The following is a 17,391-nucleotide window of genomic DNA, read 5'->3' as shown; positions in this document are numbered from 1 at the left end:
GCTATGCCTCAACCGACGCCATTTTTCATTCGCTGCTTGCTAGGCTTGGCCGCCGCTGTCGCCATGGCCTTGTTGGGTGTGAGCCTGTGGCTGGGGCCAGGCGCCGAACCGGCTCTGGCGACCGTCGCCCTGGCTCTGGCCGGCCTGGTCTTGGCCCTGGGCGGGGTGGCGCTGCGCCGGGCCTGGCTTGAGACCGCCAATGCGAAGCGCACCTTGGAGGAGGCCATCGAAGCGCTGCCGGCCAGTGTTGAAATATTTGACGAGAACGACCGCCTGGTTGCCTTCAACCGACATTTGGTCGAAATCTACCCGCATATGGAGGCCGAATTCAAGCGCGGCGCCCGTTTCGAAGATCTGGTTCGCCGGTCGATTGCCTTGGGTGGTGTGCCCGCCGCCAAGGGCTGCGAAGAGGCATGGCTGGCGCAGCGCCTGGCCGCTCGCACCAATGCTCGCCTCAACCCGACCGAGCCTTTGCTGCAAAACCTGCACGAAGACCGCTGGGTGCGCGTGCATGAGCGGCATACCCGCGCCGGCGGTGTTATCGGCGTGCGCTTGGACGTCAGCGATCTGGTCCATGAGCAGCAACGTCTGGCAGCCAGCAAGGCGCATCTGCAGGCCTTTGTGCTGACGACACCGAATGGCGTGCTGACGCTGGACACCGAGGGCCATGTGCTGGCCTTGAACCCGGCGGCGGAAGCGCTGTTCGGCTTCGAGGCGAATGAATTGAAGGGCAGCCACATCGATCTGCTGTTCGGCATTTGGATGGGCGCGCGCCTGAGTCTTGAGTCCTTGGTCGGTGGCTCGCAGGAATTGACCGCAAGACACCGCGATGGGCAAGAGTTGACCCTGCTCTTGAGCGTGGCCGAGGTCAAGACCGCGACCACGCATCGTTTTGTTTGCATCATCACCGACCTGAGTGAGCGCAAACGCCAAGAGGTGGCGCTGCAAGAAGCCAATGCGCGCTTGGCCAAGCAATCGGTCACCGATGGATTGACCGGCGTGGGCAATCGGCGCTATTTTGATCAGCTCTTGCAACAGGAATGGCAGCGCAGCGCGCGCCATGGCCATTCGCTGGCCTGCATCATGGTCGATATAGACCACTTCAAGCTCTATAACGACCGCTATGGCCATGTCGCCGGCGACGATTGCCTGATCCGCGTGGCCGAGTTGCTGCGCGCCTGTGCCGGGCGCGGTGGCGAGGCGGTCTGCCGTTATGGCGGCGAAGAATTTGTCTTGCTGCTGGCCGATTGCGATCTGGCCGGCGCGCTGGTGGTGGCTCAGCGTTGCCTGGACAGCATCCGGCTGGCCGCGATTGAGCATGAGGCCTCGCCGCTGCGCCGCCGGCTCAGCCTGAGTCTGGGTGTGGCGGCTTGTGTAGCCAGTGTTGGCGACGCGCAATGCGCCGCAGTGAGCTTGGTCGAGCGCGCCGATGCGGCGCTCTATGCGGCCAAGCAAAGCGGACGGGCGCGCTTGGTTTGTAGCGAGCACGCGGCCTGATTAGAGGCTGGGCTTACCATCGCCGTTCCAGCAGTGAACGGAGAGCGCGTCACATGTCCAACATCCTCAGCCCCGCCGACTACATCCGCAGCCATATCCGCACCGTGCCCGACTGGCCGGCGCCCGGCGTCCAATTCCGTGACATTACGCCCTTGCTGTCGAACCCGCGCGTGTTTCGGGTCCTGATCGACCAGTTTGTGCATCGCTATTTTGAGCAGCGGCCGACCGCCATCGCCGGCCTGGATGCCCGCGGCTTCATCATTGGCTCGGTCTTGGCCTACGAGCTGGGCGTCGGTTTCATCCCGATCCGCAAGAAAGGCAAGCTGCCCTTCACCACGGTGGCGGAGAGTTATGAGCTGGAGTACGGCAGCGCCACGGTGGAGATCCACGCCGATGCCGTCAAGGCGGGCGAGCGCATCGTGCTGATCGATGATCTGGTCGCCACCGGCGGCACCATGCTGGCCGGCGCGCGCCTGCTGCAGCGTTTGGGCGCCGAGCTGATCGAATGCGGCGCCATTGTTGACCTGCCCGAACTGGGCGGCTCGGCCAAGCTGAAGGGTGAAGGCCTGGCATTGTTCACGCTGCTTGAGTTCGACGGTGCTTGAAGAGCGCTGGCCGACTGACCGACAATAGCGGCTATGGCCAAACCAATCCCCCGTCTCAGCCCCGATCAAATCAAGCGCGTGATTGCCACCGCGTTTGAGGACAAGCCGCCTTACAACAAGGTGCTGCAAGAGCATGCCATCAGCGAGGGCGAGCTCTTGCAATTGATGAAGCGCGAGCTGACCTCGACCGCCTACAAACTCTGGGTCGCCCAGGGCAAGGGCGTCAAGAAGCCGACCGTCAAGTCGACCTTTCCGCACGGGCGTTGAGGTCGGAGCTGCTGCGCAGGTCCAGCACCTAATCGTTATTTGCCTATACAGAACTTGCTGAAAATTTCGCCCAGCAAGTCGTCGGCGGAGAAGTTGCCGGTGATCTCGCCGAGTGCGTCGTGCGACAGGCGCAGTTCTTCGGCGAGCAGGTCCAAGGCCGGTGGTACTTGCCGCGCAACGCCGAGTGCCAAGTCCAAATGCTCGCGCGTGCGCTTGAGTGCTTGCACATGGCGCTCGCGGGCAATGAACAGGCCTTCGGTCGTGGCATGCCAGCCAACTTGCTGCAGCAGCTTTTGACGCAACTCGGCCAGGCCGACACCGGACTTGGTCGATAGCAGCAGGGCGCCGTCCGGCAAGCCGGCGACTTGAGCCGCATCGGTCTTGTTGAAGACCTGCAGGATGCGCTCGGCTGGCACATTCGCCAAGCGGGCCGCGATCAGCTTGTCTTCGGCCTCGTAAGCTGCTTGGCCGACCCGCGTCAGGTCATGCATAAAGAGCAGCACATCGGCGTCTTCGATGGCCTCCCAGCTGCGCGCCACGCCAATGCGCTCGACTTCGTCGTCGGTGTCACGCAGGCCGGCGGTGTCGCTGATGTGCAGCGGCACGCCTTCGATCTGAATCGTCTGGCTGACCTTGTCGCGCGTCGTGCCGGGCACGGCCGTGACGATGGCCAGCTCGGCACCGGCCAGCGCGTTCAAGAGCGAGCTTTTGCCCACATTGGGCTGGCCCGCCAGCACGACCTTGATGCCTTCGCGCAGCAGTGCGCCCTGTTGCGTCCGGTCAAGCACGGCCGCCAGCCGCTCTTGCAGCCGGGCCAAACGGCCCATCGCATCGGCTTGTTGCAAAAAGTCGATCTCTTCCTCGGGGAAGTCCAGCGTCGCCTCGACCAGCATGCGCAGCTTGATCAGCGCGTCGCGCAGTTCACCGACTTCTTTGGACAGCGCGCCGGCCAAGGCGCGGCCGGCGCTGCGCGCCGCCGCTTCCGTGCTGGCGTCGATCAGGTCACTGACCGCCTCGGCTTGGGCCAGATCGAGCTTGCCGTTCAGAAAGGCACGCTGGGTGAACTCCCCCGGCTCGGCCAGCCGGATACCCAAGGCCTGGCCGGCCTCGATGCAGCGCGCCAGCAGCAGTTGCAGCACCACCGGCCCACCATGCGCTTGCAACTCCAGCACATGTTCGCCGGTGTAAGAGTGAGGTGCGGGGAACAAGAGCGCCAGGCCTTGGTCGATGGCAAGACCTTGGCCGTCGAGGAAAGGCAGATAGCTCGCTTCACGTGCCCGCAGGCTGCGCGCGCAGATGGCGTTTATCAGCGGGGCCAGGTCCTGCGCAGAGGAGACACGCACGATACCGACGGCGCCGCGCCCCGGCGCGGTGGCGATGGCGGCGATAGGGGCTTGGCGTTGGGACAGCATGCGGCGATTCTCGCCGATGCTGCTTTGCTCAGAATCGGCGTCGATAAGCCGATGCGTGGCGATCAACAGAAAATGGCGCGGGGGAGGCTGGGTCAAGCACTCGCGTGAGTCTTGGCCACTGGCCCAGTTCGCATCCCGATGACAAAAATACCGGTTGAGAAGCTCTGCCCCGCATGGCTTGATTTGAGTCCTTTGCGCTGGAAAACAATAGCCCCCCAGATGGGGGGACTGTTGCGGCGATGTGATTTATTTCTCGCCTATTCCGATGCAATGCTCACCAGCGGATCGGCAGCGCGCGCAGGCGCTGGTAGCGGCCATTGGCGATGCGCGTCAGATAGCCGCCTTGCTCCAGGTCTTTGACCAGCTTGGAGACCATCTCGCGCGAGCAGCCCAGGCGATGTGCCATCGCTTGATGCGTTAGCAATATTTCGTCGCCAGCGACCGAGGAGTTCTCCAACAAGGCGCGCAGGCGCCCGTAGACATCATTCAGGGCCAGTTGCTTGGTGGACAGCGTGGCGGCGCGGGCGCGCCGAATGACCTTGGTCAAGAGCTCGAACGCGAACTCCGGATGATTGGCGATATGGGCCAAGAGGCTGGCGCGCGTCAGCATCACGCAGCGCGAGGCCTCCTCGGTGATGACGCTGGCAGAGCGCAGGCCACCGTCCAAACTCATCTCACCGACGTACTCGCCGGTACCGTAGATACCATAGGTTACTTCCCGGCCGCGCACATCGCAGCCATAGACCCGCAGGCTGCCCGACAGCACCAGATACAGGCAGTCGCCCTGCGAGCCTTCTTCGATCAGCACGGTGCCGCGGCTATAGCTGCGGGCCAAGCCGCGAGCCGCCAGCAGCCGCAGGCTCTGCGGCAGGGTTGAAAAGTCCAAATCGCTGACGGAGGCTGTTGATTCCATAACGTGGATTGTCGCCGCAAGTTGGCGGGTTAAAACTCGACTTGCGACCCTGCTCACCATAAAAAAAGGCCGCCAGGCCGGGTCTGCTGACCCTGGCGTGGCGGCCTAATTTGAGGCCTATGTCGATCCGACTCAGGCGCTCTTGCGCAGCCCCATCAAGCGGCTCAGCAGCGGGGTGATCAGCAGCAGCACAATGCCGGCGCCAATCGCCATCGAGGCCAGGAAGGGATACAGCGGCAGGCCCGAACCTTCCAGCATGTGCTCCAAGGTGCCGGCCAGGTAATTGGCCGCGGCCGAAGACAGGAACCACACGCCCATCAACATCGCGGCCAGGCGGGCCGGCGCGATGCGCGAGACCATCGCCAGCCCAACCGGTGACAGCATCAGCTCGCCAATGGTGTGGATCACATAGACGATGGCCAGCCATTGGGCGCCGACCTTGCCGTTCAGGTCGGCCAGGTTTTGCGCCTGCGCCATCACCAGGAAGCCCAAGCCCAGCACGATCATGCCAAGGGCTTGCTTGGCGGTGTCTGGCAAGGCGAAGCGGCTTTGGTCCAAGCGGGTCCAGATCAGCGCAAACACCGGGGCCATCAACACAATGATCAGCGGGTTGATCGACTGGAACAGTGAGGCCGGCACGGTGAAGCCGAACATTTCACGCTCGGTCTGTTTGTCGGCAAACAGCGTCATGGTGCCGCCGGCCTGCTCAAAGCCGGTCCAGAAGGCAATCACGAAGAACATCACGATGATGATGCCCAGCACACGGCCCAAGTCGGCGCGGGTCAGCGGTTCGTACTTGACGTCTTTGCTGGGGCGGGCGATGACCCACAAGATCGCGGCGATCACGCCGACATTCAAGAGCACGCGCACCGGTGCGGCCAAGGCGGCATGCCAGGGCCCGACAAAGGCCCAGGCATTGATAACCCCGTAAACCAGCGCCACACTGGCACCGGTCCAGCTCAGGATCAGGCCGATATCGCGGGCACCAATCGCTTCTTGATGCGGCATCAAGCCGGCGCGGCCGAGCAGGCGTTGGCCCCACAGCAGTTGCACCAAGCCCAGCGCCATGCCGACGCCGGCGGCGCCGAAGCCGAAATGCCAGCCGAGCTTCTCACCCAAGGTGCCGGCCACCACCGGCGCCAGGAAAGCGCCCAGGTTGATGCCCATGTAGAAGATGGAATAACCGCCGGCGCGGCGAGGGTCGCTCTCGCCGTTGTACAAATCACCGACCATCGAGGTCGTGTTGGCCTTGAAAAAGCCGTTGCCGACGATCAACAGGCCCAGCGCCAGATGCAGCAGCGGCTCAAACGCCATCGCAAAGTGACCCAACATCATCACCGCAGCGCCGATCACGGCCGCGCGGCGTTTGCCCAGGTACTTGTCCGCCAAGGCGCCGCCAATCATTGGCGTCAGGTAGACCAGACCGGTGTACAGGCCATACAGGGCGAGCGCATTCTGGCGGTCGTAACCGAGCGCATTGACGAGATACAGCACCAGCAAGGCGCGCATGCCGTAGTAGCTGAAGCGCTCCCACATCTCGGTGAAGAAGATGACCTTGAGCCCGGCCGGTTGGCGCGTGCTGGTGGTGAGGCTCGTATCGGCTGTTTGAGCCGGCGAGTTCGGAATGGTTGTGGCTGTCATGTGATTGACCCAAAGAGAAGAAAGCTAGTCGCTCAGCGCTCGGCTTATGGCCGCACGGCGAGCGCGCATTGTCACCGCTGCGAGGCCGCTCCTTGGGCAGGCATAACCCCAGTCTTTGCAGGCAAAGCAGAGCAATTCCCTGTAGTTACTTCATGGATTGAGCTATGCTCAGCGCTGGAGGTCACTTGATCATGCGAATCGGAGCCCTGAGCCGTGCCACCGGCGTTGACATTGAAACCATCCGGTTTTACGAAAAAAGCGGCTTGCTGCCGGGCCCGGCGCGCAGCGACAACGGCTACCGTGACTACGCGCAAGCGCATCTGGAGCGGCTGGCTTTCATTCGCCATGGCCGGGCGCTGGACATGTCGCTGGCCGACATCGGCTTGTTGCTGGCCAGCCTGAACAGCCGGGACGCAAAGCTGCTCAGCGGGGTTGATGCCTTGGTTGACGCGCAACTCGGCCGGGTGCGCGCTCGCCTGGCCAGCATGCGAGCCTTGGAGCAGCAGTTGGTGGCGCTCAAGAGCCGCTGCGACGGCCAACATGAACTGCATGGCGGGCAGGGTTGCGGCATTCTGGAGGAGTTGGTGGCTGCGGCGCATGGCGAGGCTTGCGCCTGCCATGGCGAAGGCGCGGCGGCAAGTCCGGCGCGTCAACAAAGCCATTCTTTGAAGCGTTAGCCAAAGTTGACAAGAGTTTCAGGAGTTCAAGCCATGTTCAAAGCCTGTCTGTTCTTGACGGCGGCCGTGGCGGCGGCGCTGATCGCGAGCCATGCCATGGCCGGCGAGGTCTGGAAATGCCAGGTCGGCGAGCAGATCAAATACTCGGACCGCCCCTGCCAGGCCGCGGGCGAGGCTCTGCCGGCGCGCAGCTTGCAGGGCAATGTGGTGGATGCCGCCGTCAAGCGGCCAGCGGCGCCAGCCGCCAGTGGCGCGACGGCCGCCGCGCTCGCGGATGCCCGCCCGCCCGCCAATGTCTGCCCCGGCGAACTTGAAATCAGTGCGATGGAAACCCGCGCAGGTTCGATCAGCCTGAGCCCAGAGGCCAAGGCTTTCATGCAAGACGAGGTGCGCCGCGCGCGCCAATGCCGCAAAGGCCAGGGCCGCTACATCGCCGCCGACTGGGAGATCAGCCGCCAAGCCCAGGCCGCGCAAAGCAACCTGAGTGGCGCACAAGATGCGCGCCGGCGCGCCGAAGACATGCACAGCGCCGCTGACCCCAGCGAAGGCGATCGCATCAGCAGTGTGCGTGAACAAGAGCGGGCGCAGCGCGAGGCGCAACGCCGCCAGGACCAACGGCTGCTGAACCCATCGCCCAGGCCGGCGATGCCTGCCTCCGGGCGCTGATCGACGGGGGCGCGCTTGACTCTGGTGTAACTCCAGGCTTTCCAATGCCGTCATTGACTCTTGGAAAGCTTCCGCCATGTCCGCTCATTGCTGCAATCACGACGCGCCGGCCGCGTCCACCATCACCAATTTGCCGCGCTACCGCCGCGTGCTGTGGATCGCCTTGGCCGTCAATGCGGCGATGTTTTTTGTTGAATTGGCGGCAGGAGGGACGAGCGGCTCGTTGGCGCTGATTGCCGACGCGGTCGACTTCGGCGCTGATGCGCTGAACTATGGTGTCACTTTGGCGGTGCTGTCGGCTGCGCTGGCTTGGCGGGCGCGTGCCGCAATCTTGAAAGCTGTCAGCATGATGGCTTTTGGCGGCTTCGTGCTGGCCAAAGCGGTCTGGAACCTCAGCCATGGCCTAACGCCTGACGCCCCCACCATGGGGATGGTCGGCCTGCTGGCGCTGGCGGCCAATCTGGGGGTGGCCTGGCTGCTCTATGCCTTTCGCGATGGTGACTCGAATATGCGCAGCGTCTGGCTGTGTACCCGCAATGACGCAATCGGCAACCTCGCCGTGATGGCCGCCGCTCTAGGCGTGTTTGGCACCGGCAGCGCCTGGCCCGATTTGCTGGTGGCGTCCATCATGGCGACGCTGGCCCTGCGCGGCGGCTGGCAGGTGCTGGGTTTGGCGCTGCGCGAGTTGCGGCAGTCTGCGCCTGGGCACCGTCAGCCCCCACATCAGCACCCGCAACAGCATCAACATGGCCATGAAGGCCACGGCCACTGAGTGCTTGAGCAAGTAGACAAGTCCGCGCTTGAGCGAGTGGCATGATGTTGGCCCATGGCCATCCAATTTTTGCAGCGCTTGACCGGGCAAGATCGAACCCTGTTGGCTAACCGTCAGCTCGGTGGCATGCTGGCCTTCGTGGCCGGGGCGATCAATGCGGGCGGCTTCTTGGCGGTGCATCGCTACACCTCGCACATGACCGGCATCGTGTCCTCCATCGCCGATGACCTGGCCACCGGCGGCTTTGCCCTTGCCTTGGCCGGCTTTGCGGCCTTGTTGTCCTTTATCGCCGGGGCGGCTTGCACGGCCATTTTGATCAACTGGGCGCATCGCCGGCAGATGCAGAGCAAATATGCGCTGGCGCTGTTGCTGGAAGCCGGTTTGCTGCTCTTGTTTGGTTTGGTGGGCGCCAATCTGCGCTCGCTGGAGCATTTGCTGATTCCTACCGCCGTGCTTTTGCTGTGCTTCATCATGGGCTTGCAAAACGCGACCGTGACGAAAATCTCTAATACCGAAATTCGCACCACCCATATGACCGGCGTGATCACCGATCTGGGGCTGGAACTGGGGCGCTTGATCTATTGGAACCGCGCTCAGCAGGGCAATCTGATCCACACGGTCCGCGCCAACCGCGACAAGCTGATGATCCACGTCGTGATACTCGGCTTGTTTTTCATCGGCGGGCTGGCCGGCGCCTTGGCCTTCAAGCACTTTGGCTTCTCGGCCACGATTCCGCTAGCGCTGCTGCTGATCGTGATTGCGGCGCCCGCGCTGTTGCTGGATTGGCGGCTGCGCCTCAAGGTTTAGTCAAAAAACTCCAGCAGCCAAGCGCCGGTAGGGTCCGAGATGCCAACAATCTTGTCGGTCGCCTGGCGATAGAACTTGAAGTTCAGCTCGGTCTCGGGCCGGCCATCATGCCAGTTGCTGAAGGGCCTTAAATCGCTGCGCCCCAAGTGCCGCTGTGCCCAAGCGCTGGGCTGGACATTGATGCTGACGCGCGGCGTTTGGCGGGCGACATTGGCAAGCCTTGGCGAAGCGACGGCCATGCTGACGACACCGTGTGCGACCAGACCTACACCGCTTTCGGCCTCCATCTCGCCCTTGTTTTTGCTCGCGAAGACAAAGATGCGGTCGCCCTTGGCGATGCGCTTGCCGCCGTACATGGTTTTTTGCTGCGTGAATACGAACAGCGGGGCGCTGGGGTCCTGCAGTTCGGCCTTGATGGCAAACATCATGTCAATGCTCCCCTGCTTCTAGTGCCGGCTTGGCGGGCGCCGCTCACGACTCAGATCGAGAATCGGATCGAAATTCATGGCGCGTGGCCCTGACATAACTATTTAACCGAGCGACTTTTTTGCCTCGCTTGGCCGTCGCGGTTTGTGCTGAGCCAGCATGGTCTTGATGATGGTCGTCAGCGGCGGCGCGCTCGCTAGCTGGGTCTGGTAGGCGAGTGTGGCCTGTGCAATCAGCGCTTCGATGGCGGGCTCATTGATTTGCGCTGGACTCGCGAGGCGCACGCTGCGGATTTGCTTGCCTTGCCCTTCGAGCAAAGCATCTGGATCAGTCAGGCTCGCGCCATTCAAGAAAAATAGCGTGAGCCATTTTGGATAGACGGCGATTGAGATGAAGGCAGCGGAGGCGCTTTCGGTGGCGCTGATGCCGAATACCAGCGCGTTGTAGTTGTTGAACACCAACTCATAGCCGTGCTCAAAAAAGGCTCGTAAACGGCCGCGTGCGTCCTTGGCTTGCGCTTCGATGGCGGGCGTATACAAGGCCAGAAAATCAGCAATTTGTGCTTCGGTATCAGTGCCCTTGTCCGTACTCATGCCCATGCCTTCAACCTCATGGCCCTGCGCCTGAAGTCTTTGCTTGCGTACCTGCGTGTAGTCCCACCAGGGCCGTGCCGCATCGCCGGCCATGAAGCGCGTGACGGACATGAACACATCGATCACGCAAGGGTCGTGCCGCACACCGGTCACCGTGCAAAGCGCCTCATACATTTCAAACGGGCATTTGCCGATCAACTGTTCAGGGGCTTGCACGCCGAGCAATTCCAAATCCGCCGCGCCGGCCTTGCCGATATTGGGCAGATCGGTCAGGCGAAACACGCGGCTTCTTTCAACCTTGCTTGGATTCATGCTGGCCTGCTCCTATTCATTCAGGGCTTCGCTGATTTTTGCGGCTATTGACCATGACCAACTCGTCGGGCTCGGCCTCAAATTCAATCACCTGCTCAGGACTCGCCGGCTCAAACCCGAGGCTGATCAGCAGCGCCCGTGATCGACAGTTTGCGCTTTTCAAAACCGCCGCAAACAGACTGACCCGGTAATTCAGCGCCAATTCATCCATGACGGCGGTGACCGCACAGCGACCTATGCCTTGGCGCCAAAAGCGGCTGTTGAGTTCATAAGCGATCAAGGCATTGTCAGAGGGCAGCACCGTCGCCTGGACGTAGCCGGCAAGTTCACCCTTAGGCAGGCGCAGCACCCAATTCAGCCAAGCTTGCTGTCCGTCCTCTGAAGCGCGCCGCTCAAGCCTGGCATAGCGCTCGGCAAGCCATTGCGCGGACGGTGGCGGGGCATTCTCGAACTCGTAGATGGCGGCGTCGCTGAGGACGCTGAACATCTCCATCGCATGCGCCGCGACTTGGGGCTCCAGCGTGCACAGAGTAGTGCGGAGGGTTCTCATACCGCGTCGCAAGTCGCAGCGGTGGCCAGCCGAAAGCAAATTGGCAGCATGGCAAAGTAGGCGGCACCGAACGTCGTCACACCCAAAGGTAAGCAGGCCATCAGGTGACTCTCATCGTTAGCTCAACCAGGTTGATTGTATGCAGACAGGGCTGCCCCCAAACGGGCAAATGGCTTGCGTGCCTGACAATCGAAGCGCTACTTCCGCCGACAACAAGCCCATGCTCAACTCATCCAGCCCAACGATCAACACGCCCTCGCAGGCCGGCCTGGCACTCGCGGCCGCCTGCTCGGCAGGCTTCCTTTGGGGCACCGGCGCCTTGGTCGTCAATGTCTTGATCGCCAAATACGGTTTCAGGCCGGAGAACATCTCGTTCTGGCGTTTTGTGGTCGGCGCAGCCGTGCTGCTGGCGGTCTTCGGCCGCCGCATCGACGGTGCCAAGCTGCGGCCGCTATTGCCTACCGTGCTGGTCGCCGGGACCGCGATGGCCGGCTATGTCTTGTGCTGGTTTCTCGGCATAGAGCGCATCGGGGCTTCAATTCCGACCTTGATCGCGCTGTGCCTGCCGCCGGTGCTGGTCACCATCGTCGCGCTTGTGCGGGGCCAGGAGCGCTTGGATGCGCCGCTGGTGCTGGTGCTGTCGGCGGCGCTGATCGGTACTGTCTTGATCGTCGCCAGACATGACAGCGGGCCGGCGGGCGGGGATCAGCGCGATCTCGTCATCGGCATTGGCTTTGCTGTCGCCTCGGCCTTGCTTTATGCCGGTTTCACGCTGATCAGCGGGCGGCTGTCCGCCGAGCTCGGCGCCGGCCAGGCGGCCACCTGTCTGACGCTGGTGGCCGCCCTGGTGATGGGCCTGTCGACGCTGTATCGGCCGCTGCACTGGCCGACCGGCGTGCCGCCGCAGGCCTGGTTCCTCTACCTCGGCGTGGTGACCGCCGCACTGGCCTTGTTGGCCTTCAGTTGGGGTGCGGCAAGGCTGAGCGCTACAGCCTTGACCGTCGCCACCTTGATCGAGCCGCTGACCGCCGTGCTGCTGGCCGCGCTCTTGCTCGGTGAGCAGCTGGGCGCTTGGCAATGGTTCGGTGGGGCCTTGCTCTTGCTGAGCATTTGGGGGCTGGGCAGGCGTGCTGCGGTGACGCCGCCCAGCGCTTGAGGAAGGCCCATGCACAGTGCCGGACCGGCAAGGTCGAGTCAGCGCGTTTGACTCGACGCAAGTTTCACTTGCTGCTCTTGAACTCCCCAAACGCCTTCAGCTGCTCGGCCACCGCCTTGTCGCCCACCACCACCAGCGACTGCGTCTCGGGTGAGAAATAAGTCTTGCCGATTGCGCGCACCTGCTCGGCCGTAACTTTCTGGATCAGCGGCACATATTGCCCAAGGTATTCGGCCGGCAAGCCGATCAGCCAGTTGTTGGCCAAGGTCTGCGCCACCGCGCCTTGCAGCTGGGTCGTCAGCAGATAGCTGCCGGCCACATAGCGCTTGCTCATCTCCAGCTCGGCCGCTGGCACCAGCTCGGTACCAATGCGCCGGTACTCATTGACGAACTCCTGCAGCGAGGCGCCGGTCACTTCATTGCGCACATCGGCGCCGCCCGAGATGGCGCCACCGACGCGGTAAGAACGCGCCCCGGCGTTGGCGCCATAGGTGTAGCCCTTTTCTTCGCGCAGATTCTGGTTGATGCGGCTGGAAAAACCACTGCCCAGAATGGTGCTGGTCAGACGCAGCGGCACCTGGTCGGCGCCGCTGGCGGGCGCGCCGGGGCGGCCCAGGCGCACGGTCGATTGCACGCTCTCGGGTCGCTCCAACAAGATGTGCTGCGGCTTGGCGCTCAAGGGGGCGGCGGCAATCTCGGCCGGTGCCGGGCCTTGCGCCTTCCAGTCACCAAAAGCGGCCTGCGCCAGCTTCATCGCCTCGGCCGCCTCGATGCGGCCGGTGATGACCAGCAGCGCGCGGTCCGGGCGGAAGCGTTTGCCGTGTTCGGCGCGCAAGACTTCGGCTGTCGTGGCCTCGATCGACTCGGCCGTCTCCTGGCTGCGGCCATAGGGGTGATCGCCATAGATCGCCTGGTTCATGGCCTTGCTGGCCCGAAAGCCCGGCTGCGCGCTGGCGACCTTGAGCGCTTGCAGCGCGTTGGCCTTGGCCAGCGCCACCTCGCCCTCGGGGAAGGACGGGCTGCGCGCTACTTCGGCCAGCAGCTTCATCATGCCTTCGGCGTGTGAGGTGAGCGCGTAGGCGGTCAGCGTTAGCCCGTCGTTAGCAGGCGCGGCCGCCACACCGCCGCCCATGCCTTGGGCGACCTCGGCGATCGCGCGTGAATCGCGCTGGGCCGTGCCTTCGTTAAGCAAGCCTGCCAGCAGCTTGGCCTGGCCGGGCGTGGCGGCCGCATCGGCGCCGAAGCCGGCGCCGCGCAGGGCCAGCACATAGTCAACGCGCGGCAGACCCTGGCGCGGCAAGACCCAGACTTCGAGCCCATTGGCCAGCGTCTTCTTGCTGATCTGCGGCACCTGGATCGCTTTGTCCTGGCCGTACTTGGGCAGCTCGGCCGGCATCTTGACGGCCTCGGCAGCGATGGCGATCACAGGCGTGGCCAGCATGGCAGCCAACACGATCTTGTTCAAAAGAAAATGGTTTTTCATGATGCTTGTTTCCCTCTTGTTCAAGGCTTGGCAGTGGCTGCTGAAGCTGCCTCGGCAGGTGGCGTCAACATCGCCACCGGCTTGCGGTCAATCACCGAGCGGTTGGCGACGGTCAGATAAGTCTTGGCCACGCGCTGCACATCGGCCGAAGTGACGGCCTCGATCCAGCCCGGAATCTGGTTGACGACATTGGCGTCGCCCCACAGCGTTTGCAGCTTGGCCAAAGTGTCGGCGCGGCTCAAAAAGCTCTCCAGGCCGTTGTACCAGTCGGCCAGCAAGCGGGTCTTGATGCGTTTCAGCGTCGCGTCGTCAACACCGTCTTTGACAACCTTGGCGATTTCTTCGTCCATCGCCGCCAGCACGGCGTCGGCGTTGGTGGTCGGCTTGTAGAGCGCAAACACGGTGAAGATGGTCGGGCCGTCGTATTCCCACACGCTGGTCAGGCCGTAGAGCGAGTCGACATTGAGGGCCAACTCGCGGCCCTTGATCAGGCCCTGGTAGAAGCGCGAGGCGTCGCCGCCGGCCAGCAACTCGCCCAGCACGGCAAAAGCCGGCTGATCCTTGCTGCCGCGCGCGGGCATCTTCCAGGCCGCTGCAATCGCCGGCACCTGCGCCAGCTTGTCGCTTTGCTGCAGTCGCTTCTCGGCGGTGTTCAGGCCTTCGCGGAAGTCGCTTGGTGCCGGGGTCGCGCGTTTCGGAATCGCGCCGAAATACTGCTGGGCCAGCGCAAAACCCTTGGCCGGCGTGATGTCGCCCGAGATCGCCAGCACCGCGTTGTTCGGGCCGTAATAGTCGCGGTGGAAGGCGCGCACATCATCCAGGCTGGCGTTTTCCAGGTCCTTGAAGCTGCCGTAGCCGTCGTGATTGTTTTCCCATTTCTCGAAGGCCAGGCCGCCGATGTCGATCCACATAAAGCCGCCATAGGGCTGGTTCTGCACATTGACCCGGATCTCTTCCTTCACCACATCTTGCTGGTTCTTCAGCGTCGCGGCGTTGAAGTCCAGCGTCTTCATGCGGTCGGCCTCGAGCCATAGGATGGACTCCAGCGCCGAGGCCGGCGCGGTCTCGATGTAGTTGGTGAAGTCGGCGCGGGTCGAGCCATTGTTATTGCCGCCGCCGCCGGTGATGACCTTGTCGAACACGCCCTTGGGCGCGGTCGGCGTGCCCTGGAACATCAGGTGCTCGAACAGATGGGCGAAGCCGGTGCGGTCTTTGGGTTCGAGGCGCATGCCGACCTTGTAGACCACACTGACGCCGACCGTCGGCGAGCTGTGGTCGGGCGAGACCAGCACGGTCAGGCCGTTAGGCAGCTGCTTGCTGTGGACCGGCACCTGCCAGCTGTCATTCGTTTGGGCAGCCAGCGCCGAGAACGACAGCGCCAGGCCGGCGAACAGGAGGCTGAATGAATGCTTTTTATACATGGGCTTTTCTCTCAGGGTTGGCCTTGGCAATCAAGGTTGCGTGACGGGCATTTTGAAGGTGTTGGCGATGAAAGACAGCATATCCGCGCGCTCCTCGATGATCTTGGAGGTCGGTTTGCCGGCGCCGTGGCCGGCCTGCGTCTCGATGCGGATCAGCTTTGGCGCAGCACCGGTGTCCGCTGCCTGCAGCGCCGCCGTGTACTTGAAGCTGTGCGCCGGCACGACGCGGTCGTCATGGTCGCCGGTGGTGACCAGAATCGCCGGGTACTTGGCCCCCGCCTTGACCGTGTGCAGCGGCGAGTAGGCCAGCAGCGCCTTGAACTCATCCGCCTTGTCGCTGGAGCCATAGTCCGGCTCCCAGGCCCAGCCGATGGTGAACTTCTGGTAGCGCAACATGTCCATCACGCCGACCTGTGGCACCGCTGCGCCGAACAGATCAGGCCGCTGATTGACCACCGCGCCGACCAGCAAGCCGCCGTTGGAGCCGCCGTTGATGGCCAGTTTGCTGGGGTTGGTGTACTTGTTGGCGACAAGCCATTCGCCGGCGGCGATGAAGTCGTCGAACACGTTTTGCTTCTTCAGTTTGGTACCGGCCTCATGCCAGGCCGAGCCGTACTCGCCGCCGCCGCGGATGGCGGCCAGCACATAGACGCCGCCCATCTTCATCCAAGTGGCGGCCGTGATGCCGTAACTCGGCGTCATCGGGACATTGAAGCCGCCGTAGCCATAGAGCAGGGTCGGGTTGTTGCCGTCCAGCACCAAGCCCTTTTTGTGGGCAATGAAGATGGGTACCTTGCTGCCGTCCTTGCTGGTGACAAAGGCGCGCTGGGTCTCGAACTGCTCGGCGTCAAAGGCGGTCTGCGGGCGCTTGAACAGCGTGGCCTTGTTGGCGGCTACGTCGAAGCGATAGGTCTCGGTCGGCGTTGTCAGGCTGGTGTAGCTGAAGAAGGTTTCCTTGTCGGAGGTGCGTCCGGCAAAGCCGCTGGCGGTGCCGACGCCGGGCAGCTTGACTTCGCCTTTGGCTCGGCCCTGCATGTCATGGATGCGCACCACCGTGGACGCGTCACGCAGATAGCTCAAGAGCAGGCGCCCGCCGACGGCCGATGCCCCCGTCATCGCATCTTCGCTCTCGGCCACCAGCGTCTTCCAAGGTTGCTTGCGCGAGGCATTCAAGTCGATGGCGACCAAGCGGCCGCGCGGTGCGTCCTTGTCGGTCTTGACGATCAAGGTGTTGCCGTTCAAGGCCACCGGCACATATTGGGCGTCAAAGGCCAGGCTGATCGGCTTGGGCTCACCGCCGACAAACTCGCCCTTGCTCAAGGGCAGCAGCATCAGGCCATTCTTCTCGCCGCCCTTCCAGACCGTGATGAAGACGGCCTTGCCGTCGTCCGAGACCTCGGCGCCGAAGCCCCATTCCTTCTCGCTGGGGTTGCTGGCGACCAGCTGATCTTCGGACTGGGGCGTGCCGAGGCGGTGATAGAACAGCTTCTGGAAATAGTTGGCGCCGGTCAGTGACGCGCCTTCGGCCGGCTCTTCGTAGCGGGAGTAGAAAAAGCCCTTGCCGTCGGGCGTCCAGGCAGCACCCGAGAACTTCACCCAGTCCAGCTTGTCGGCCAGATCGCGGCCGGTCGTCAGGTCGCGCACCTTCCAGGTCTGCCAGTCGGAGCCGGCAGCGGCCACGCCGTAGGCCAACAACTTGCCGTCGCGCGAGGCGGCATAACCACCCAAAGCGGCGGTGCCGTCCTTGCTCAGCGTATTCGGGTCGAGTGCAATTTCAGGCTTGTCGCTCGGCGACTTGGCGGTGTAGAGCACCGCCTGCTGTTGCAGGCCGTTGTTGCGGGTCCAGAAATAGCGGCCGCCTTCCTTGAAGGGGATGCCGAATTTTTCAAAGTTGTAGAGATCGGTATAGAGCTTGCGCACCGGCAGGCGCTGCGGCATCGCGGCCAGATAGGCGTCGGTGACCAGGTTTTGCGACTTGACCCAGGCCTTGGTTTGCTCGCTGTTGTCGTCTTCCAGCCAGCGGTAGGGGTCGGCCACCGAGGTGCCGTGATAGGAATCGGTTTGCTCGACTTTGGCGGTGACTGGATAAGTCGGGGCGCTTTGTGCGCGGGCCTGGTTCAGCGCCAAAAATGTCAAAACGGCCAGGGTCAAGGCCTTGTGGGCCATTGCGTTCTTTTTCATCGTCATCGTCGT

At 63.2% G+C, this 17,391-nt stretch carries 17 protein-coding genes; 8 read left to right on the top strand and 9 right to left on the bottom strand.

What is annotated here, in order from left to right; all coding sequences use genetic code 11:
• Positions 1-36 precede the first annotated feature (36 nt).
• The 3 genes from LNV09_RS00950 to LNV09_RS00940 are packed head-to-tail and all read left to right on the top strand — an operon-like array spanning position 37 to position 2,369.
• Positions 37-1,497 carry a sensor domain-containing diguanylate cyclase gene (locus tag LNV09_RS00950; protein WP_263555194.1) on the top strand — a complete coding sequence of 487 codons (1,461 nt, stop codon included), beginning with the start codon at positions 37-39 and terminating at the stop codon, positions 1,495-1,497.
• 53 nt (positions 1,498-1,550) lie between these two features.
• Positions 1,551-2,102 carry an adenine phosphoribosyltransferase gene (locus LNV09_RS00945; RefSeq protein ID WP_263555193.1) on the top strand — a complete coding sequence of 184 codons (552 nt, stop codon included), beginning with the start codon at positions 1,551-1,553 and terminating at the stop codon, positions 2,100-2,102.
• A 33-nt stretch (positions 2,103-2,135) separates the two neighbouring features.
• On the top strand, positions 2,136-2,369 hold the full coding sequence (locus tag LNV09_RS00940; protein ID WP_263555192.1) for a DUF2805 domain-containing protein: 234 nt from the start codon (positions 2,136-2,138) through the stop codon (positions 2,367-2,369).
• Positions 2,370-2,404: 35 nt separating this feature from the next.
• Here the strand turns inward: LNV09_RS00940 and mnmE are convergent, their stop codons facing one another.
• The 3 genes from mnmE to LNV09_RS00925 all read right to left on the bottom strand — a co-directional run bounded on the left by mnmE (position 2,405) and on the right by LNV09_RS00925 (position 6,335).
• Positions 2,405-3,781, bottom strand: coding sequence for a tRNA uridine-5-carboxymethylaminomethyl(34) synthesis GTPase MnmE (gene mnmE, locus LNV09_RS00935; RefSeq protein WP_263555773.1), 1,377 nt, complete (start codon positions 3,779-3,781; stop codon positions 2,405-2,407).
• A gap of 274 nt (positions 3,782-4,055) precedes the next feature.
• Entirely contained in the window at positions 4,056-4,694 is a 639-nt protein-coding gene (locus LNV09_RS00930; protein WP_263555191.1) for a Crp/Fnr family transcriptional regulator, read from the bottom strand.
• A gap of 132 nt (positions 4,695-4,826) precedes the next feature.
• Complete coding sequence (locus LNV09_RS00925; protein WP_263555190.1) at positions 4,827-6,335, bottom strand: peptide MFS transporter; 1,509 nt, start codon at positions 6,333-6,335, stop codon at positions 4,827-4,829.
• A 191-nt stretch (positions 6,336-6,526) separates the two neighbouring features.
• Between LNV09_RS00925 and LNV09_RS00920 the strand changes: the two genes are divergently transcribed.
• The 4 genes from LNV09_RS00920 to LNV09_RS00905 all read left to right on the top strand — a co-directional run bounded on the left by LNV09_RS00920 (position 6,527) and on the right by LNV09_RS00905 (position 9,257).
• Positions 6,527-7,012 carry a MerR family transcriptional regulator gene (locus tag LNV09_RS00920; RefSeq protein ID WP_263555189.1) on the top strand — a complete coding sequence of 162 codons (486 nt, stop codon included), beginning with the start codon at positions 6,527-6,529 and terminating at the stop codon, positions 7,010-7,012.
• Between the two features lie 33 nt (positions 7,013-7,045).
• On the top strand, positions 7,046-7,678 hold the full coding sequence (locus tag LNV09_RS00915) for a hypothetical protein (protein ID WP_263555188.1): 633 nt from the start codon (positions 7,046-7,048) through the stop codon (positions 7,676-7,678).
• A gap of 76 nt (positions 7,679-7,754) precedes the next feature.
• Entirely contained in the window at positions 7,755-8,450 is a 696-nt protein-coding gene (locus tag LNV09_RS00910) for a cation efflux transmembrane domain-containing protein (protein ID WP_263555187.1), read from the top strand.
• A 54-nt stretch (positions 8,451-8,504) separates the two neighbouring features.
• The gene (locus LNV09_RS00905) at positions 8,505-9,257 is read left to right on the top strand and encodes a YoaK family protein (RefSeq protein WP_263555186.1); all 753 of its coding nucleotides are present in this window, start codon (positions 8,505-8,507) and stop codon (positions 9,255-9,257) included.
• Here LNV09_RS00905 and LNV09_RS00900 read toward each other — a convergent pair.
• The 3 genes from LNV09_RS00900 to LNV09_RS00890 all read right to left on the bottom strand — a co-directional run bounded on the left by LNV09_RS00900 (position 9,254) and on the right by LNV09_RS00890 (position 11,138).
• Positions 9,254-9,685 carry a hypothetical protein gene (locus LNV09_RS00900; RefSeq protein WP_263555185.1) on the bottom strand — a complete coding sequence of 144 codons (432 nt, stop codon included), beginning with the start codon at positions 9,683-9,685 and terminating at the stop codon, positions 9,254-9,256. The two genes, LNV09_RS00905 and LNV09_RS00900, sit on opposite strands and share 4 nt — an antisense overlap.
• Before the next feature lie 102 nt (positions 9,686-9,787).
• Positions 9,788-10,588 carry a helix-hairpin-helix domain-containing protein gene (locus LNV09_RS00895; RefSeq protein WP_263555184.1) on the bottom strand — a complete coding sequence of 267 codons (801 nt, stop codon included), beginning with the start codon at positions 10,586-10,588 and terminating at the stop codon, positions 9,788-9,790.
• 16 nt (positions 10,589-10,604) lie between these two features.
• Positions 10,605-11,138: a GNAT family N-acetyltransferase gene (locus tag LNV09_RS00890; protein WP_263555183.1), complete on the bottom strand. Its 534-nt coding sequence runs from the start codon at positions 11,136-11,138 to the stop codon at positions 10,605-10,607.
• Positions 11,139-11,358: 220 nt separating this feature from the next.
• Between LNV09_RS00890 and LNV09_RS00885 the strand changes: the two genes are divergently transcribed.
• Positions 11,359-12,294: a DMT family transporter gene (locus LNV09_RS00885; RefSeq protein ID WP_263555182.1), complete on the top strand. Its 936-nt coding sequence runs from the start codon at positions 11,359-11,361 to the stop codon at positions 12,292-12,294.
• Between the two features lie 64 nt (positions 12,295-12,358).
• On the opposite strand, the gene LNV09_RS00880 is transcribed toward LNV09_RS00885, so the two are convergent.
• The 3 genes from LNV09_RS00880 to LNV09_RS00870 are packed head-to-tail and all read right to left on the bottom strand — an operon-like array spanning position 12,359 to position 17,385.
• Positions 12,359-13,777 (bottom strand): M16 family metallopeptidase, encoded by a 1,419-nt coding sequence (locus LNV09_RS00880; RefSeq protein WP_263555181.1) that lies wholly within the window; start codon positions 13,775-13,777, stop codon positions 12,359-12,361.
• Between the two features lie 20 nt (positions 13,778-13,797).
• On the bottom strand, positions 13,798-15,198 hold the full coding sequence (locus LNV09_RS00875; protein ID WP_263555180.1) for a M16 family metallopeptidase: 1,401 nt from the start codon (positions 15,196-15,198) through the stop codon (positions 13,798-13,800).
• 30 nt (positions 15,199-15,228) lie between these two features.
• The gene (locus LNV09_RS00870; protein WP_263555179.1) at positions 15,229-17,385 is read right to left on the bottom strand and encodes a prolyl oligopeptidase family serine peptidase; all 2,157 of its coding nucleotides are present in this window, start codon (positions 17,383-17,385) and stop codon (positions 15,229-15,231) included.
• Positions 17,386-17,391: the final 6 nt, after the last annotated feature.

It is taken from the genome of Paucibacter sp. B2R-40 (genome assembly GCF_025717555.1).
Classification (GTDB): domain Bacteria; phylum Pseudomonadota; class Gammaproteobacteria; order Burkholderiales; family Burkholderiaceae_C; genus Paucibacter_A.
The sequence above is the reverse complement of the archived record's forward strand: the minus strand, read 5'-3'. Positions and strand labels throughout refer to the sequence as shown.

What these genes read in the sequence shown, in the direction of transcription:
- LNV09_RS00925 (WP_263555190.1), bottom strand. Translation starts at nt 6,335, where the DNA reads ATGACAGCCACAACCATTCCGAACTCGCCGGCTCAAACAGCCGATACG.
- mnmE (WP_263555773.1), bottom strand. Translation starts at nt 3,781, where the DNA reads ATGCTGTCCCAACGCCAAGCCCCTATCGCCGCCATCGCCACCGCGCCG.
- LNV09_RS00940 (WP_263555192.1), top strand. Translation starts at nt 2,136, where the DNA reads ATGGCCAAACCAATCCCCCGTCTCAGCCCCGATCAAATCAAGCGCGTG.
- LNV09_RS00870 (WP_263555179.1), bottom strand. Translation starts at nt 17,385, where the DNA reads ATGACGATGAAAAAGAACGCAATGGCCCACAAGGCCTTGACCCTGGCC.
- LNV09_RS00880 (WP_263555181.1), bottom strand. Translation starts at nt 13,777, where the DNA reads ATGAAAAACCATTTTCTTTTGAACAAGATCGTGTTGGCTGCCATGCTG.
- LNV09_RS00910 (WP_263555187.1), top strand. Translation starts at nt 7,755, where the DNA reads ATGTCCGCTCATTGCTGCAATCACGACGCGCCGGCCGCGTCCACCATC.
- LNV09_RS00945 (WP_263555193.1), top strand. Translation starts at nt 1,551, where the DNA reads ATGTCCAACATCCTCAGCCCCGCCGACTACATCCGCAGCCATATCCGC.
- LNV09_RS00885 (WP_263555182.1), top strand. Translation starts at nt 11,359, where the DNA reads ATGCTCAACTCATCCAGCCCAACGATCAACACGCCCTCGCAGGCCGGC.
- LNV09_RS00905 (WP_263555186.1), top strand. Translation starts at nt 8,505, where the DNA reads ATGGCCATCCAATTTTTGCAGCGCTTGACCGGGCAAGATCGAACCCTG.
- LNV09_RS00930 (WP_263555191.1), bottom strand. Translation starts at nt 4,694, where the DNA reads ATGGAATCAACAGCCTCCGTCAGCGATTTGGACTTTTCAACCCTGCCG.
- LNV09_RS00875 (WP_263555180.1), bottom strand. Translation starts at nt 15,198, where the DNA reads ATGTATAAAAAGCATTCATTCAGCCTCCTGTTCGCCGGCCTGGCGCTG.
- LNV09_RS00895 (WP_263555184.1), bottom strand. Translation starts at nt 10,588, where the DNA reads ATGAATCCAAGCAAGGTTGAAAGAAGCCGCGTGTTTCGCCTGACCGAT.
- LNV09_RS00900 (WP_263555185.1), bottom strand. Translation starts at nt 9,685, where the DNA reads ATGATGTTTGCCATCAAGGCCGAACTGCAGGACCCCAGCGCCCCGCTG.
- LNV09_RS00915 (WP_263555188.1), top strand. Translation starts at nt 7,046, where the DNA reads ATGTTCAAAGCCTGTCTGTTCTTGACGGCGGCCGTGGCGGCGGCGCTG.
- LNV09_RS00920 (WP_263555189.1), top strand. Translation starts at nt 6,527, where the DNA reads ATGCGAATCGGAGCCCTGAGCCGTGCCACCGGCGTTGACATTGAAACC.
- LNV09_RS00890 (WP_263555183.1), bottom strand. Translation starts at nt 11,138, where the DNA reads ATGAGAACCCTCCGCACTACTCTGTGCACGCTGGAGCCCCAAGTCGCG.